This is a genomic window from Vreelandella zhuhanensis (genome assembly GCF_009793355.1).
GTDB lineage: Bacteria > Pseudomonadota > Gammaproteobacteria > Pseudomonadales > Halomonadaceae > Vreelandella > Vreelandella zhuhanensis.
On record NZ_WTKP01000012.1, the window covers coordinates 34,347 to 48,714 of the forward strand.

The window sequence follows — 14,368 nt, forward strand, 5'->3', positions numbered from 1 at the left end:
TAGAGGCGACATGCCCCTGTGGATGGCCTGGAGGTCGAACAACGACACCCCTGCCCTGCTGAACCTGGTTGAGCTTATTGACAATTCGTTTGGGGATTTAGAGTAGGGGAGAGACATCATTTAACCTGTCGAACAGCCCTGTCGCTTGAAAACGTTGAAAGTCGTGAGTGCCTTATCGAAACATGAACGGATAAATCACCTACAGTTGAAGAATCTCATTTGTATATCGGTACGAGAAGGAGCTTAGACATGGCTGGCAAAATGCCCGAGATCGTTCGCGACATCATGTCCAGGGATTGTTACCGAGTCTCTCCCGAGACATCCATCACCACGCTTGCTAAAGGGTTGGCCTTGCACCGCTTGCCCGGCGTGCCTGTGGTCGACCATCACGACCATCTCGTCGGTTTCATTTCCGAACAGGATGTTCTAGGGAAAGTGCTGGAAAGCCTGTACCACAATGACGAGCCGCCATTGGTCAAGGAATTAATGCGGCATGAGGTCTTGACCGTCACACCCAACAAGGGCATTACCGACCTGGCCCAGGAAATGCTCGGCATCAAACCCAAGGTGTATCCCGTCGTCGAACAGCGCCGGTTGGTCGGCATCGTCACTCGCCGTGACATTCTCAATGCACTTCTGCACGTTCGTCGACACTGATCCCGGTATCCAGCACATGCCGATTTCATTGTTAGCAAAATCAGCGACAAAAAAAACCGCCACTCGTGAGAGCGGCGGAAACAAGGGATCGAAAACAATAAGCAAGTGCAACATTCCTAGCGACTGCTATCGCTGTGTTGCCTCACTTTATCTGACACTGATCGCACAGAAAGTTCGCAAAAAGGCAAAATCTTCGTTTTCCGCTCTTACCGGGTATACTTGCAGGTTGGCCAAACGTGACGGTGAATCGACGTTGCTCACATCCGATGGAGTATAGTAGTGGCTCTTTTTTTGCTGGTTTTTGCTGTCTGTCTGCTGATTATCGGTGCGATGGTGATTATCTTGCTCAACTCTCGTACGCCGCGATACCGCACCCAGCCCAATGATTTATTGGCATTGTTCGACAAGGCCCTGAACAGCCAGGTCAGTGAAACGGAGTGGAATACCATTATCGGCTATCCGATTCGTCATGATGACTATCTCGATGGAATACGACGCCGTGCGGCACGTTTGATGGAAGCTCATGGGCGCCATTGGCGGGTAGCCCAAGGCAAGCCGTTGCTGGATCAAGAAGGCCAGGCGGAATTGAAGGGATTGCGCGACCACTTGGCGGCACATACGTCGCTGCGCGAGCAATATTAGCTTCCGCTAGCGGTACAAGCTAACGCTGCGGATCTCGCGCAACCATAGCAGTCCTCAGTCTTGCTCAGGAGACATTCCATGCCCAGCATTATTCGTCAAATTCCCTTGGAGCGGGCCACTCGCCATCACTCCCATGATTTTCATCAGCTAGTCATCACGCTGAGCGGTGCGGCGGAATTCGAGATAGAAGGATTGGGCGGACATGTCAATGCGTTTGCAGGCTGCATCGTCCCTGCCAATCATGAACATTATTACTCGGGCAGCGGCCATAACCGTCAATTGATTCTCGATCTTCCCGAGGACGCCCCCGCCTTGACCGGCGACCATCGCGAGTTGGTGGCCTTGTTCGATGCACCGCGCTTTTTTACTCTCGACAAGGCCCTTCGCCATTATCTGGCATTTGTCGATATCGAGCTGAACCAGCAATGCGGACTCGGTGAAGCCGGCGCCTTGCAGCAGGACCGTCTTGCCGTCACGCTATTGGGCTCCCTCAAGGCCAGGCTGGGAGACGAGGCTCCTCATGGCCGCAAGCGCCTGAACATGTCCCTGCTGAACCGTTATATTCAGCAGCATTTAGGGGATGAGTTACGCGTCGCGGATCTCGCTCGTCTGGCCTGTTTGAGCGAAACGCATTTTTCCAGCTGCTTTCGTGCACAAACCGGTCTTTCTCCCTGGCAATACGTCAAGCGTCAACGCCTGACTAGCGCTCGACACCTGTTACTTACCAGCCGCACGCCCCTGGCTGATATTGCCGTGCAAACCGGGTTTGCCAACCAAAGTGCGCTTTCCCATGCGTTCCGGCGCAATTATGGATTATCACCACGTCAACTGCGTCAAACTTGGCTGCACAGTCAATACCACAAACGATGACGACCCCTTTGCCGCTTCCAACTGTTTAGTTGAGGCTCAAGAACTAGACTAAGGTAGTAAAGTTACTTAATTTGCCTTGAAATTAGCATGTTTTGCGTCGAAACCGACATGCAGCAAATAACCCCGCGCATTACATTCGGTGATTAGATTGGGTGTTATGCCCGGTATTACCCTTCCGTTATTGCTTAGACCTTCGGGGGCTTCGATGCTCAACGCCAAGAAACTACGTGATCCTGCCACCTGGCAAACCGATCTCGACACCTTGATGGCCCGTATCAGCGACCATTACCTTGTCGACGAAGATATCTACGTCGGTGAACTGATCAAGCTTCTGGACACGGATCGTGAAGACTTCGACCGTATCGAGCAACGCACCGCAGAGCTGGTCCGCGACGTACGCCAGATGGATACCGCCGTGGACACCATCGATGAGCTGCTGCAGCAATACAGCCTCGATACTCACGAAGGCCTGATGCTGATGTGCCTGGCCGAAGCCATGTTGCGCATTCCTGATAAGGCGACTGCCGATGCCTTGATCGAAGACAAGCTCGGCCCGGCGGACTGGCAAGCGCATATCGGTAAAAGCGACTCCTGGCTGGTCAATACCTCCACTTGGGGGTTATTGATGACTGGCCGTGTGCTCAAGATGGATCACCCCAAGGAAGGGCAACCGGCGACCTTCATTAATCGTATGGTCAACCGCCTGGGCGAGCCGGTCATTCGGCGCGCCATGTATGAAGCCATGAAGATCATGGGCAAGCAGTTCGTCCTGGGTCGGGATATCGACGAAGCCCTCAAACGCTCCAAGCCGCTGTTCGATAAAGGCTATACCTATTCATACGACATGCTTGGGGAAGCCGCTCGCACTCGTGACGATGCCAAGCGTTACTTCGATGATTACGCCAAAGCCATCGACCAGGTAGGCAAGACCTGCAAGACGCTTTCCGCCAAGACGCCTTCGCCCTCGGTTTCGATCAAACTCTCGGCGCTGCACCCGCGCTATGAATTCGGTCGCCGCGAGCAAGTTCTCACCGAGCTGGTCGATACCGTGATCGCACTGGTTAGCCGTGCGCGCAAGCTCAATGTGGCGGTGACCATCGACGCCGAAGAAGTCGACCGTCTGGAGCTGTCGCTGGAAGTCTTCCGCGCGGTCTATGAAAGCGAGGCGGTAAAAGGCTGGGGGCATTTTGGTCTGGTCATTCAGGCCTATGCCAAGCGTGCGCTGCCGGTGCTGCACTATATCAACCGTCTTGCCGACCAACAGGGCGATGAAATTCCCCTGCGCCTGGTCAAGGGCGCGTACTGGGATACCGAAATCAAGGAGTCCCAGCAGATCGGAGTGGAAGGCTACCCGGTCTTCACCCGCAAGGCCTGTACCGATGTTGCGTACCTGGCCTGCGCGCAATTCTTGCTCAGTGATGCGACAAGGGAGCGGATTTTCCCTCAGTTCGCCACGCACAATGCGCATACCGTGACCGCCATTCTCGATGTGTCCAACCAGAACAAGCGCCCCTTCGAGTTTCAGCGTCTGCACGGCATGGGCGAAGCCCTTTACGAAGCCGCCTTGCAGCGTGCTCCGAAAGGTACTTATTGCCGTATCTATGCGCCGGTGGGGGCGCATAAGGACCTCCTCCCCTACTTGGTGCGCCGACTGCTGGAAAATGGGGCCAATTCTTCGTTTGTCCATCAGTTGGTCGACCCGGACGTCCCGGTGGAATGGCTGTGCCAGCATCCGGTGATCAGCCTGCGTAAGTACAAGACGCTGTCCAATCCCAATATTCCGTTACCCCGGGACATCTACGGTCCGGCGCGGCGCAATTCTCGTGGCGTGAACCTGAATATTCGCAGCCATTACCAGCCGCTGATGAAGCAGATGGCCAGCTTCATGGACGTCACCTACCGCGCCAAGCCGCTGCTGGCCTTTGACGTCGCCGACGATGCTGCTCAACTCAAGACAGTGACCAGCCCGTTCGACCGGCGCAAGCAGGTGGGTAGCGTGCAATGGACCACCAAGGAGCAGGCAAGCAAAGCCCTGGATGCCGCCTGGGCCGCTTTCCCGCGTTGGGAAGCCACGCCCATTGCCGAACGTGCCGCCATCCTGCGTCGTCTGGGCGATTTGATGGAAGAGCATATGGCGGAGCTGATGACGCTGTGCTCACGCGAAGGCGGCAAGTTGCTGACCGACGGCGTGGACGAGATCCGCGAAGCTGTGGATTTCTGCCGCTATTACGCCATGCGTGCCGAGGAGACGTTCGGCGAAGCCACTGAGCTTCCTGGCCCCACCGGGGAATCCAACCGCTTGATAATGGGCGGCAAAGGGGTGTTCGCGGCGATCAGCCCTTGGAATTTTCCAGTGGCAATTTTCTGCGGCCAAGTGGTTGCTGCCGCCGTCTCGGGTAACACCGTGCTGGCCAAGCCTGCCGAACAGACGTCCATCGTCGCGCACCGTGTCATCGAGCTTTTATACGAAGCCGGCATGCCGCGTGATGTCGTGCAACTGTTACCCGGTGATGGGCCGACTGTCGGCAGCGTTCTGACCTCCGATCCACGGGTCACCGGGGTGGTTTTCACCGGGGGTACCGACACCGCTCAGATCATCAACCGCGCCCTGGCGGCACGGGAAAATGCCCCCCTGCCGACCCTGGTGGCGGAAACCGGCGGCATGAATACCATGATTGTCGACTCCACCGCCCTTCCCGAGCAAGTCGTGGTGGACGTGATTCAGTCAGCATTCCAGAGTGCCGGGCAGCGTTGTAGCGCCTTGCGTGTCCTGTACTTGCAGGATGACGTTGCGGACCGGGTGATTGAAATCCTCAAAGGCGCCATGAACGAGTTGCGTATCGGCGACCCGCGCGACCTGGGCACCGATGTCGGCCCGGTGATCGATGAAGATGCCCGTAAAGGCCTCAATGCTCACATTGAAAAGCTCAAGGGGGAAAAACGCCTGGTAGCTGAAACACCGTTGACGACCGAACAGACCGAACATGGCACCTTTGTGGCACCGGTCGCATTCACGATCGATAGCATCAAGGCACTCGAGCATGAGCAGTTCGGCCCGATATTGCACATCGTGCGCTACAAGGCCGGCGAGCTGGATCAGGTCATCGACGACATCAATGGCCGAGGCTATGGCCTGACCTTCGGTGTGCATAGTCGTAACGAGTCTTTCGCCGCCGAAATAGCGCAGAAAATTCGCGCTGGGAACGTCTACATCAACCGTAACATCATTGGAGCGGTGGTCGGTGTACAACCTTTCGGTGGAATGGGGCTTTCCGGGACCGGCCCCAAGGCAGGCGGGCCGCATTACCTGCTGCGCTTTGCCACGGAAAAAACCCTCACCAATAATACCGCTGCTCTGGGTGGCAATGCATCGCTATTGGCGCTGGGCGATGAGTGAAACACCTCATCAAATGTTGAATGAAGCAACTATAAAACCAACCTGACTCCTGGAAAGGAAACGTATCATGGTTCAAAACAACCTGGGCATTGCCTTTACCTTCGTGGCGTACTTGATACTGATGCTGGGTATCGGTGTCGTCGCTTATAAACGTACCAACAACCTGTCCGACTATATTCTCGGCGGCCGCTCACTTGGACCCTGGACTTCCGCGATTTCCGCCGGGGCATCGGACATGTCAGGCTGGCTGTTGCTGGGTCTGCCCGGCGCTGCCTACATCAGCGGCATTTCAGCCAGTTGGATTGCGATTGGTCTGCTGATAGGCACCTGGCTCAACTGGCTGCTCGTGGCGCGTCGTCTGCGCCTTTACAGCTTCAAGGCCAGCGACTCCCTTACCTTGCCGGATTTCTTCGCCAAGCGTTTCCGCGATAACTCACAGCTGTTGCGGGTCATTTCGGCGATCTTCATCTTGATGTTCTTCCTGTTCTACACAAGTTCCGGTCTGGTGGCAGGCGGCAAGCTGTTCGAAACGGTATTCGGTTACGATTACTCGATCGCCGTGACCATCGGCACCATCGCCATCATCTCCTACACCTTCTTCGGTGGGTTTTTGGCGGTATCCTGGACCGACTTGATTCAAGGCTTGATGATGGCGGTCGCGCTGCTGATCGTCCCAGTCGTGGCCTTCATGGATGTGGGTTCGACAGGTGCCGCGGAAGCCTTGGCGGGGCAAAGCGAGCACATGCTCAGCTGGTTCCGTGATGCCTCCACCGGTGAAGCCTTGAGCTTTGTGGGTATCGTCAGTTCGTTGGCATGGGGCCTGGGTTACTTCGGCCAGCCGCATATCCTGGCGCGCTTCGCTGCCATTCGCAGCGAAGCCGACATTCCCGCCGCACGCCGCATTGCAGTCACCTGGTCCGCACTGACCCTGGTGTGTGCCATCGCAGTGGGTCTGTTGGGCGTGGGTTTCATCGAGCGCGACCTGGCCGATGGCGAAACCATCTTCATGGTCATGGTGAATGCCATCTTCCATCCGGTGATCGCCGGTGTGCTGTTGGCCGCCATTCTGGCTGCGGTAATGTCCACAGCGGATTCCCAGCTGCTGGTGTCATCCTCTGCACTGACCGATGACTTTTACAAAGCGCTGTTCCGCAAGGATGCCTCTCAAACCGAGCTGGTCTGGGTAGGTCGTTTTGCGGTCATCGGTATCGCCGCCTTGGCCTATATGCTGGCGCTCAATCCGGAATCCAACGTTCTGGGACTGGTCTCCTACGCCTGGGCAGGCTTTGGTGCCGCCTTCGGTCCGGCCTTGATCATGGCGCTTTACTGGCGCCGCATGAACCAGTGGGGCGCGCTTGCCGGTATTATCGTGGGCGGTGTTACCGTGGTGCTCTGGGCTGAGATCTCCGGCGGTATCTTCGATCTGTACGAGATCGTCCCCGGCGTGATCCTGGCTTACATCGCGATTGTGGTCGCCAGCCTGGCAACAGCGCCTCCCAGCGATGCCATCACTGCCGAGTTCGATACTTACGATCAGAGCTGAGGTTCGGTTGGTTCTATAAAGAAGCAAGCAAACCAAGCTAGTAAGAGACCGCCTTCGGGCGGTCTTTTGTTTGGGCTGTATTATATAAGTCACCGGGTGCGACTACCGAGGAATAAACTCTTGCGCTGGATCAATAACTGCATAGGCACAGCTGGTTAGAATCGCTTTCATCGGTTCTCAGCGACTATCAGCCAATCTATTCCACAAGAGTGTCCTCATGCATAAAATGACTTTGCCTGCCCTTCTCGCCGCCGGCATTGCCGCCGCCGCTTTCACCACCAGCACCCAAGCGCTTGCCTATGGCGAAGGTGATTTCTTTACCCGTGTAGGTGCGGCGAAGGTGGATCCGAAAAGCGATAATGGGGAAGTTCTCGGAGCCGACGTCAATGTCGACTCGGAAACAAATTTAGCTTTCACCTTGGGTTACCGTTTCCATGACAAGATGGGAGTCGAGCTGCTGGCCGCGCTGCCATTCGAGCATAATCTAGAGGTCGAAGGTGTTACCGGTGGTTCTACCAAGCACCTGCCGCCTACCCTGACAGTTCAGTACTACCCGCTGGGAGGCACAGAAGCACGCATTCAGCCTTATATCGGCGCGGGCATCAACTACACTAACTTCTTCGAGGAAGAAACCGATATCGGTGCTTCATTGGAACTCGATGATTCATGGGGTGCGGCCGGCCAGGTGGGTATCGACCTATTGATCGATGACAACTGGGCACTCAATGCTGCAGCCTGGTACATCGATATCGATACCGATGCCAAGGTTGGTGGCGCAGATGCCGGTACCGTCGAAATAGACCCGTTAGTGGTCATGGGTGGCCTCAGCTACCGTTTCTAAGCTAGCCTTGTCGTAAGGTCTTCAGTGTCCAGCCAATGCCCGCCTTCCGGCGGGTATTGGCTTTTTGCTATCTGGTGTTTAGAAAGTTAATTCTCCGTTACCAGCCGGTCCACCTCTTCCACCGTCCGGAGTATCGCTACGCGCTCAGTGGCAGGTACATTTGCCTGTTGCAGATAGGTCTCGAGCGCGGGCGCCACCTCGCAACGCGCCGGCAGGGAGCCTTGCGCCTCCGCTAGCGCACCAAGGCGGGGGATAAATACAAAACGCAGCCATTGCGGTAACGTCATGGTATCCACACAGAACGGTTGTTTGCTGGTGAACGCCGACGCTTCGGGAGGCGTCATGCGCCACAAGCCCGCCTCTTCAAGTGCTGTTTCAAGGCGTTGCAAAGCAATTTCAAGCTGTTGATATTCCGTCATGTCATGCCTGGTTATTAAAAAGTGTTGGCTTATTATCACGGCTATTTTTGAGGTTTTCCACCGCTGATAGCCATTGCCAGGCGTCATCCAAAGATTCACAGAAAACTTGCAAGAGCCTGTGGATAAGCTATGGAAGGATGTCGCTTAGCCTACCCCTGCGGGCTTTGAGAAATTTGGTCATTTTTTGACCTTTCTGTTCCCATTGAAGCCGTGATTATTCCTTATATACGGCTGACAGCCGCTCATCTGCAAGGTAAAGTGCACGCTTGAAACGCGGAAGGATGCCATGCAACCAATTCACACCCTTGATGATTTTTTTACTCGCAGCGGCGCGAGCGTCACCCTTTACCATATGGGCAGGCGAGTCACACCCTGCGCCCGAAACGTGCTTGCCCAGTTCGAGCATGAAAATGCGGCCTGGCCGGACCCTTGGCAAGGCAAGGCACGCTTGGCGATCATGTTTCGCCTGGGTGATATTGCAGAACCGGCCATCTGGTTTCTGGCGCTTTCCCTGGATGAGCTAGGCCAGATCGACCCCGCCCCCCGTGATGCGTTTTTACAACGTTTGTTGGAAACCCTGGGGCATAACGTCAGTCAGGTGGGGCGCAACGATACCCAGCAAATCGACAACCTGATGAAAGATAATCCCCTGGTGTTCACCCCCAGCCTGAGCTTTCAGGCCATCATGCATGCTCGCGCCAGCCATGACCTTGCCCAACCCGCCAGCCAGCACCTGGAACTGGTGGAAGCCTACGTCAGCCGTCAGCAAGAACTCGACTGGCAAGCCTTAGGGCTACAGGGACTTGCCGATTTTGTGATACACATGGACACCGCAGCCGAACAGCAATTGGCCGAGCGCCTGCCGAGCCTTCCCGAGCCGGTATTGCACTCTCTATGCTATTGCCTGGAGCACGTTGCACCAGGCGAAACGCTGATGGCTGCATTGCGCGTACGCGGGGAGCAAGCCGCCCAGGCCGGTGATATAGAAACCTTGTGCTGCTGTGTCCGCGCCGTGGGCGGTACCGACCACCCCGCGACAGGCGAATGGTTCGACAACCTGCTTGCAGATAACGCAGCGTGTGGACCCGACCTGCTTGCCGCCATTGCCGCCCGTGGCTGGGAACATCTGGAAGACGCTGAGCGTCTACCTTGCTTTCTCGAATGCCTGGCGAAGGAGCCGCGTAGCGATTTCGCTGCCGTGGTACGCGACCTGGCATCGATTCCACGCCTACGCTTGCCGGTCGTGATGTGTCTGCGCGATGCGCACGCCTCCTCCGCCACCAAAGCCAAGCTAACCGAGCTTTCCGCACCTTCCAGTCGCATGTAACCATCAGTCGCATGCAACCATTGCGGTACGTTAAAGCATGCCCAAGGAGTCTCTTGTGAAGGAATTGCCTTATCAAGCCAAGGCAGTGATCGGCCGTCGAGAAATGGTCACCCTGCCGGAACTTGGCTTGCACCTGTGCTGCAAGATCGATAGTGGAGCACGCACCTCTGCGCTGCATGCCGAAGAGTTTGAAACATTCGAAGACGAGCATGGCCAGCTGTGGGTCAGTTTCATCACCCATAGCGGCGGCCCGGCCACCCCCGGGCACCGCCTGCGGGTGCATCTTTATGATCGGCGAAAAGTCACCAGCTCCAACGGCCAGATGGAATGGCGTTACGTGATCCGTACGCTGCTACAGATGGGGGAGATGGAGTTCCCGGTGGAGCTCACCCTGACCGACCGGCGTGACATGCGCCACCCAATGCTATTGGGTCGTCGTGCCATGCGCCGTTTTCTGATAGCGCCCGGCGCAGCGTTCTTGCACGGCGAACCTTGACCTAACCCTTTACCCTTTACCTGGCCACGATCCGGAGTCTTTCATGCATATTGCTTTGCTGTCCCGCAATCGCAACCTTTATTCGACCCGCCGGTTGGTGGAAGCGGCTGAAAGCCGTGGCCATAGCGCACGCGTAGTGGATACGCTGCGCTGCTACATGAGCATTGCCTCTCATCATCCCTCGATTCACTACAAGGGCGCGGAATTCGAACACTTCGATGCAGTGATCCCGCGTATCGGCGCCTCGGTGACATTCTATGGCTGCGCGGTCTTGCGTCAGTTCGAGATGATGGGCACTTATGTGCTCAACGACTCTGTCTCCATCACCCGTTCTCGCGACAAGCTGCGTTCCTTGCAATTACTTTCGCGCAAGGGTCTCGGATTACCGATTACCGGCTTCGCTCATTCCCCCGATGACATTCCGGACTTGATCACCATGGTCAAGGGAGCGCCCTTGGTGATCAAACTGCTGGAAGGCACCCAGGGTATCGGGGTAGTACTGGCGGAAACCAACCAGGCGGCGGAATCAGTGATTCAAGCCTTCATGGGCCTGAAAACCAATATCATGGTGCAGGAATACATCAAGGAAGCCAGAGGTGCCGACATTCGCTGCCTGGTGATCGGCGATAAAGTGGTCGCCTCCATGAAGCGTCAGGCCGCCGAAGGGGAATTTCGTTCCAACCTGCATCGTGGCGGCACCGCCAGTGTGATTCGCATCACCCCGGAAGAACGCTCGACCGCTATTCGTGCGGCCAAGGCCATGGGGCTACGCGTCGCTGGTGTGGATTTGTTACGCTCCAATCATGGCCCGGTAATCATGGAGGTCAACTCCTCGCCAGGACTGCAAGGCATCGAAAACGCCACCGGGAAAGATATTGCCGGCTTGATCATCGAACATATTGAAAAAAATGCCGTAATACCGCGTAAAACACCCACCAAGCCAAAAGGCTAAGGTAAAAGCACCAAAATAATCCCTTAGAGGGGTGGCAAAACAACGCTGCCACCCCCACAATCTGCGTCACCGAAGGAGGTAGACGCTCATGTTTCTCGACAATCGCCAAGTGGCGATGGATAACGCACTGGAAGCCTTGGCCGACAGCATCGATTATTTCCAGGACAATCTCGAACGCCTGCGTCCCTCGCTGCGCGATGCCTTAAAACCGCATTACGAAGCCAGGTTAGAGCAGATGCACAAGCTGCAGGAACTGGCCAGAACGCATCTCAAGATGCTGCCACGCGAAGCGGATGTCGAACGCGACGATTTCTTGTGGCTGTGGAGCCGGCTGAAAAGCTTCGTGGGTAACGATAGTCAAGTCTTGATCAACGAACTCCTGGAACAGGAACGTGTGTTGATGCAGGCACTCTCGACCCTATTCACTCATCCACTTCCAGCACCTATCGAGCCGGTAGTGGAAGAATGTATTAAAGGCTGCCGCACCTTGATCCGCGAGCTTTACGCCTTGCAAAAGCAAAAGGCCAGACGCTGACATGGCTGCTGAGAATCTGGGCGGCTGAGAATCAGAGCTATCGAGAATCGAGTAACCGAGGAGCGACTGAATCCTCCCTGCCTTCCACACCCTCTTCGATAATCTCAAGGGGGTATGGCTGCTGAACGTCTATTATCAATGGTTCTACCGGTCCGAGAAAATACGGTTCACGCCTCCACAGATATAGATCCCCCAAGGTCGCTACGCGCGCCACCCACTCTCGAAGCTTGAGTCGCCACACACCTGCAACCGGGCGTTCAAGCGCGGCACACCCTCTCACCTCCATTCCCAGCGCCCGGCCGATATACACCGCCCGAGGCAGATGCCAGGCCTGAGTCACCAGCACCGCTTTTTCCACCTTAAACACCCCTTGGGCACGCGATAAGGTATCGAAGGTACTGAACCCCGCAAAATCCATGGTCATCTGCTCGGCCGTCACACCACGCCGATTCAGGTCGCGCCACATCGCCCGAGGTTCATTGTAGGCTTGGGTGCGGTTATCGCCTGAGATCAACAAATGATCTACCTGTTGATGCTCGATCAAGTTGGCGGCGGTAAGCATGCGCCCATTGAAGTGGGGATTACGTGCGCCGCTGCGGGTCCAGTTCGAGGTGCCGAATACAATCGCTACCCGCTCAGGACCGCACTGGTGAACATCACGTTCGATATAGGTTGAGGTATGGGCTAGCACCCATACATTGCCGGCCACCAACACGAATATCGCCAGAAGCAGCAACGCCCCCAGCGACATCAAAACTATCTTCAGGCCCTTCTTTAGCCCTTTCTGCAACAGCCGATACATGGCGTTCCTTGAGCTCGCTCAGAGGCAGATCAGAACATGCCCAGTTCCAGCTTTGCCTCATCACTCATCATGTCACGGCTCCAAGGGGGGCTGAACACAATTTCCGTATGAACCTTGCTGATTTGTGGCGCCCCTAGAATCTTGTTGCGCGCATCGGCCGCAATCACATCACCCATACCGCAACCGGGCGCAGTCAATGTCATGCGAATAGTGACAATTCGTTCGCCACTGATCAAGCGTTCGATGCGGCAGCCATAAACCAGGCCTAGATCGACTATATTGACTGGAATTTCCGGGTCAAAGCAGGTTTTCAACTGATCCCAGACAAACTGTTCGATTTCCTCGTCGCTGGCCTCTTCAGGCAGGCTCGGACGGGGTAATGGCTCCAACCCCAAAGCATCCAGATTACGGCCTTCGATCAAGTAGAGGCGCCCGCCAAACCCCACACTTACCGAGCTGCCCTTGGCCTGCATCACGCTGACCACGCTGTCTTCCGGTAGGGTTTCCGTCTTGCCGAAAGGAATGGCAATGGCATCCACATCGCGTTGCAAGGGTAATGACTGGCCTTTGGCCAGTTGAGTAATCTGCTCGATATCCATAGGCCTCTCTCAGCGCACCATGTTAACCACACGGGTGAGTGCGGCCGCGAAAACGTCGACCTCTTCAAGGGTATTGTAAGCTGCAAAAGAGGCACGGCATGTAGCTTCGACTCCGAATTGCGCCAATAGCGGTTGAGCGCAATGATTGCCGGTACGTATGGCCACTCCAAGCTGATCGATCAATAGACCGATATCCTGGGGATGAGCGCCTTCCACCACGAATGACAGTACACCGGCCTTATGCGGGGCGGTCCCTATAATCCGCAGACCCTCGATGTCACTTACCGCCCGAGTCGCATGCTGCAACAACTGCTGCTCCCAGGCACCGATGGCAAAAAGACCGATACTTTCCACCCACCTTAACGCCGCCCCCAGGGCGATCACTTCGGCAATCGGTGGCGTACCCGCCTCAAACTTGTGCGGCACAGCGGCAAAGGTAGTCGGCACATCGAACGATACGGTTTGAATCATTTCACCGCCGCCCTGCCATGGCGGCATCGCCTCAAGTAATTCGAGCTTGCCGTACAGCACGCCTACCCCGGTAGGACCATAAACCTTGTGGCCGGAAAACGCGTAGAAATCGGCGTCGATCTCGCGCACATCCACTATCTGATGCGGTGTCGCCTGGGCGCCATCGACCAGTATCAAAGCCCCATGAGCATGCGCCATGGCCGCCATCTCGCGTACCGGATTGATGGTTCCCAGCGCATTCGACACATGATTCACCGCCACCAGCCGCGTGCGCTCGGTCAACAAGGCCTGGTAGGCGCTGATATCCAGCACACCACGCTCATCCACCGGAATGACCTTGATCACCAGCCCCAACTCCGCCGCCAGCAATTGCCAGGGCACGATGTTGGAGTGGTGCTCAAGCATCGAGATCAGCACTTCATCACCGGGCTTCAGGTTGGCTCGGCCCCAGCTATTGGCGACCAGATTGATGGCTTCCGTGGTCCCGCGGGTGAAGATGATCTGGCGGCGATGCTCGGCATTGAGAAAGGCGCGTACGGTTTCGCGTGTGTCCTCATAAGCCACCGTGGCTTCATCCGCCAAGGTGTGCAGGCCACGATGAATATTGGCGTTGTAACGACTGTAATAGTCGCTGAATACATCGATCACCTGGCGTGGCGTCTGGCTGGTAGCCGCGTTATCCAGGTAGACCAAGGGCTTGCCATGAACCTGGCGTGAAAGAATGGGAAAATCCGCACGCACCTGCTCCACATCGAATGGCACGCTTTCCAGGATACGCTCAGGTGCACGGTCAATGGCGGATTGTGTCATGGCTACT

The 14,368-nt window shown here is 56.2% G+C and carries 14 protein-coding genes; 10 read left to right on the plus strand and 4 right to left on the minus strand.

The features are described from left to right. Positions 1 to 249: 249 nt before the first annotated feature. From GPM19_RS14180 to GPM19_RS14205, 6 genes are all read left to right on the plus strand, one after another. Positions 250 to 657 (plus strand): CBS domain-containing protein, encoded by a 408-nt coding sequence (locus GPM19_RS14180; RefSeq protein WP_160419673.1) that lies wholly within the window; start codon positions 250 to 252, stop codon positions 655 to 657. A gap of 279 nt (positions 658 to 936) precedes the next feature. Further along, a complete protein-coding gene (locus tag GPM19_RS14185) occupies positions 937 to 1,299 on the plus strand; it encodes a hypothetical protein (RefSeq protein WP_160419674.1) in 363 nt (120 codons plus the stop codon). A gap of 78 nt (positions 1,300 to 1,377) precedes the next feature. Beyond that, complete coding sequence (locus GPM19_RS14190; RefSeq protein WP_160419675.1) at positions 1,378 to 2,169, plus strand: AraC family transcriptional regulator; 792 nt, start codon at positions 1,378 to 1,380, stop codon at positions 2,167 to 2,169. 205 nt (positions 2,170 to 2,374) lie between these two features. After that, positions 2,375 to 5,566 (plus strand): bifunctional proline dehydrogenase/L-glutamate gamma-semialdehyde dehydrogenase PutA, encoded by a 3,192-nt coding sequence (putA, locus tag GPM19_RS14195; RefSeq protein WP_160419676.1) that lies wholly within the window; start codon positions 2,375 to 2,377, stop codon positions 5,564 to 5,566. A 67-nt stretch (positions 5,567 to 5,633) separates the two neighbouring features. Then, complete coding sequence (gene putP / locus GPM19_RS14200; RefSeq protein ID WP_160419677.1) at positions 5,634 to 7,109, plus strand: sodium/proline symporter PutP; 1,476 nt, start codon at positions 5,634 to 5,636, stop codon at positions 7,107 to 7,109. A 217-nt stretch (positions 7,110 to 7,326) separates the two neighbouring features. Further along, entirely contained in the window at positions 7,327 to 7,950 is a 624-nt protein-coding gene (locus tag GPM19_RS14205) for an OmpW/AlkL family protein (RefSeq protein ID WP_160419678.1), read from the plus strand. 86 nt (positions 7,951 to 8,036) lie between these two features. Here GPM19_RS14205 and GPM19_RS14210 read toward each other — a convergent pair whose 3' ends face one another. Then, positions 8,037 to 8,369, minus strand: a complete 333-nt coding sequence (locus GPM19_RS14210) for a YqcC family protein (protein ID WP_160419679.1) — start codon at positions 8,367 to 8,369, stop codon at positions 8,037 to 8,039. Positions 8,370 to 8,655: 286 nt separating this feature from the next. Here GPM19_RS14210 and GPM19_RS14215 point away from each other — a divergent pair, with 286 nt between their 5' ends. From GPM19_RS14215 to GPM19_RS14230, 4 genes are all read left to right on the plus strand, one after another. Further along, positions 8,656 to 9,696 carry a DUF3549 family protein gene (locus tag GPM19_RS14215; RefSeq protein WP_160419680.1) on the plus strand — a complete coding sequence of 347 codons (1,041 nt, stop codon included), beginning with the start codon at positions 8,656 to 8,658 and terminating at the stop codon, positions 9,694 to 9,696. Positions 9,697 to 9,751: 55 nt separating this feature from the next. Then, complete coding sequence (locus GPM19_RS14220; protein WP_160419681.1) at positions 9,752 to 10,192, plus strand: ATP-dependent zinc protease family protein; 441 nt, start codon at positions 9,752 to 9,754, stop codon at positions 10,190 to 10,192. 43 nt (positions 10,193 to 10,235) lie between these two features. Further along, positions 10,236 to 11,144, plus strand: a complete 909-nt coding sequence (gene rimK, locus GPM19_RS14225) for a 30S ribosomal protein S6--L-glutamate ligase (protein ID WP_160419682.1) — start codon at positions 10,236 to 10,238, stop codon at positions 11,142 to 11,144. An 88-nt stretch (positions 11,145 to 11,232) separates the two neighbouring features. Next, a complete protein-coding gene (locus GPM19_RS14230; protein WP_160419683.1) occupies positions 11,233 to 11,679 on the plus strand; it encodes a hypothetical protein in 447 nt (148 codons plus the stop codon). 37 nt (positions 11,680 to 11,716) lie between these two features. Here GPM19_RS14230 and GPM19_RS14235 read toward each other — a convergent pair whose 3' ends face one another. From GPM19_RS14235 to GPM19_RS14245, 3 genes are read right to left on the minus strand one after another with little or no spacing between them, the layout of a single operon-like run. Next, positions 11,717 to 12,481 (minus strand): SanA/YdcF family protein, encoded by a 765-nt coding sequence (locus GPM19_RS14235; protein ID WP_160419684.1) that lies wholly within the window; start codon positions 12,479 to 12,481, stop codon positions 11,717 to 11,719. A 29-nt stretch (positions 12,482 to 12,510) separates the two neighbouring features. Beyond that, entirely contained in the window at positions 12,511 to 13,080 is a 570-nt protein-coding gene (gene sufT / locus GPM19_RS14240; RefSeq protein WP_160419685.1) for a putative Fe-S cluster assembly protein SufT, read from the minus strand. 9 nt (positions 13,081 to 13,089) lie between these two features. Then, positions 13,090 to 14,361, minus strand: coding sequence for a cysteine desulfurase (locus GPM19_RS14245; protein ID WP_160419686.1), 1,272 nt, complete (start codon positions 14,359 to 14,361; stop codon positions 13,090 to 13,092). Between the last annotated feature and the right edge of the window lie 7 nt (positions 14,362 to 14,368).

Excerpts from the sequence above, each read along its gene's own strand:
- GPM19_RS14180 (WP_160419673.1), top strand. The coding sequence starts at position 250 with ATGGCTGGCAAAATGCCCGAGATCGTTCGCGACATCATGTCCAGGGAT.
- GPM19_RS14190 (WP_160419675.1), top strand. The coding sequence starts at position 1,378 with ATGCCCAGCATTATTCGTCAAATTCCCTTGGAGCGGGCCACTCGCCAT.
- putA (WP_160419676.1), top strand. The coding sequence starts at position 2,375 with ATGCTCAACGCCAAGAAACTACGTGATCCTGCCACCTGGCAAACCGAT.
- putP (WP_160419677.1), top strand. The coding sequence starts at position 5,634 with ATGGTTCAAAACAACCTGGGCATTGCCTTTACCTTCGTGGCGTACTTG.
- GPM19_RS14205 (WP_160419678.1), top strand. The coding sequence starts at position 7,327 with ATGCATAAAATGACTTTGCCTGCCCTTCTCGCCGCCGGCATTGCCGCC.
- GPM19_RS14210 (WP_160419679.1), bottom strand. The coding sequence starts at position 8,369 with ATGACGGAATATCAACAGCTTGAAATTGCTTTGCAACGCCTTGAAACA.
- GPM19_RS14215 (WP_160419680.1), top strand. The coding sequence starts at position 8,656 with ATGCAACCAATTCACACCCTTGATGATTTTTTTACTCGCAGCGGCGCG.
- rimK (WP_160419682.1), top strand. The coding sequence starts at position 10,236 with ATGCATATTGCTTTGCTGTCCCGCAATCGCAACCTTTATTCGACCCGC.
- GPM19_RS14230 (WP_160419683.1), top strand. The coding sequence starts at position 11,233 with ATGTTTCTCGACAATCGCCAAGTGGCGATGGATAACGCACTGGAAGCC.
- GPM19_RS14235 (WP_160419684.1), bottom strand. The coding sequence starts at position 12,481 with ATGTATCGGCTGTTGCAGAAAGGGCTAAAGAAGGGCCTGAAGATAGTT.
- sufT (WP_160419685.1), bottom strand. The coding sequence starts at position 13,080 with ATGGATATCGAGCAGATTACTCAACTGGCCAAAGGCCAGTCATTACCC.
- GPM19_RS14245 (WP_160419686.1), bottom strand. The coding sequence starts at position 14,361 with ATGACACAATCCGCCATTGACCGTGCACCTGAGCGTATCCTGGAAAGC.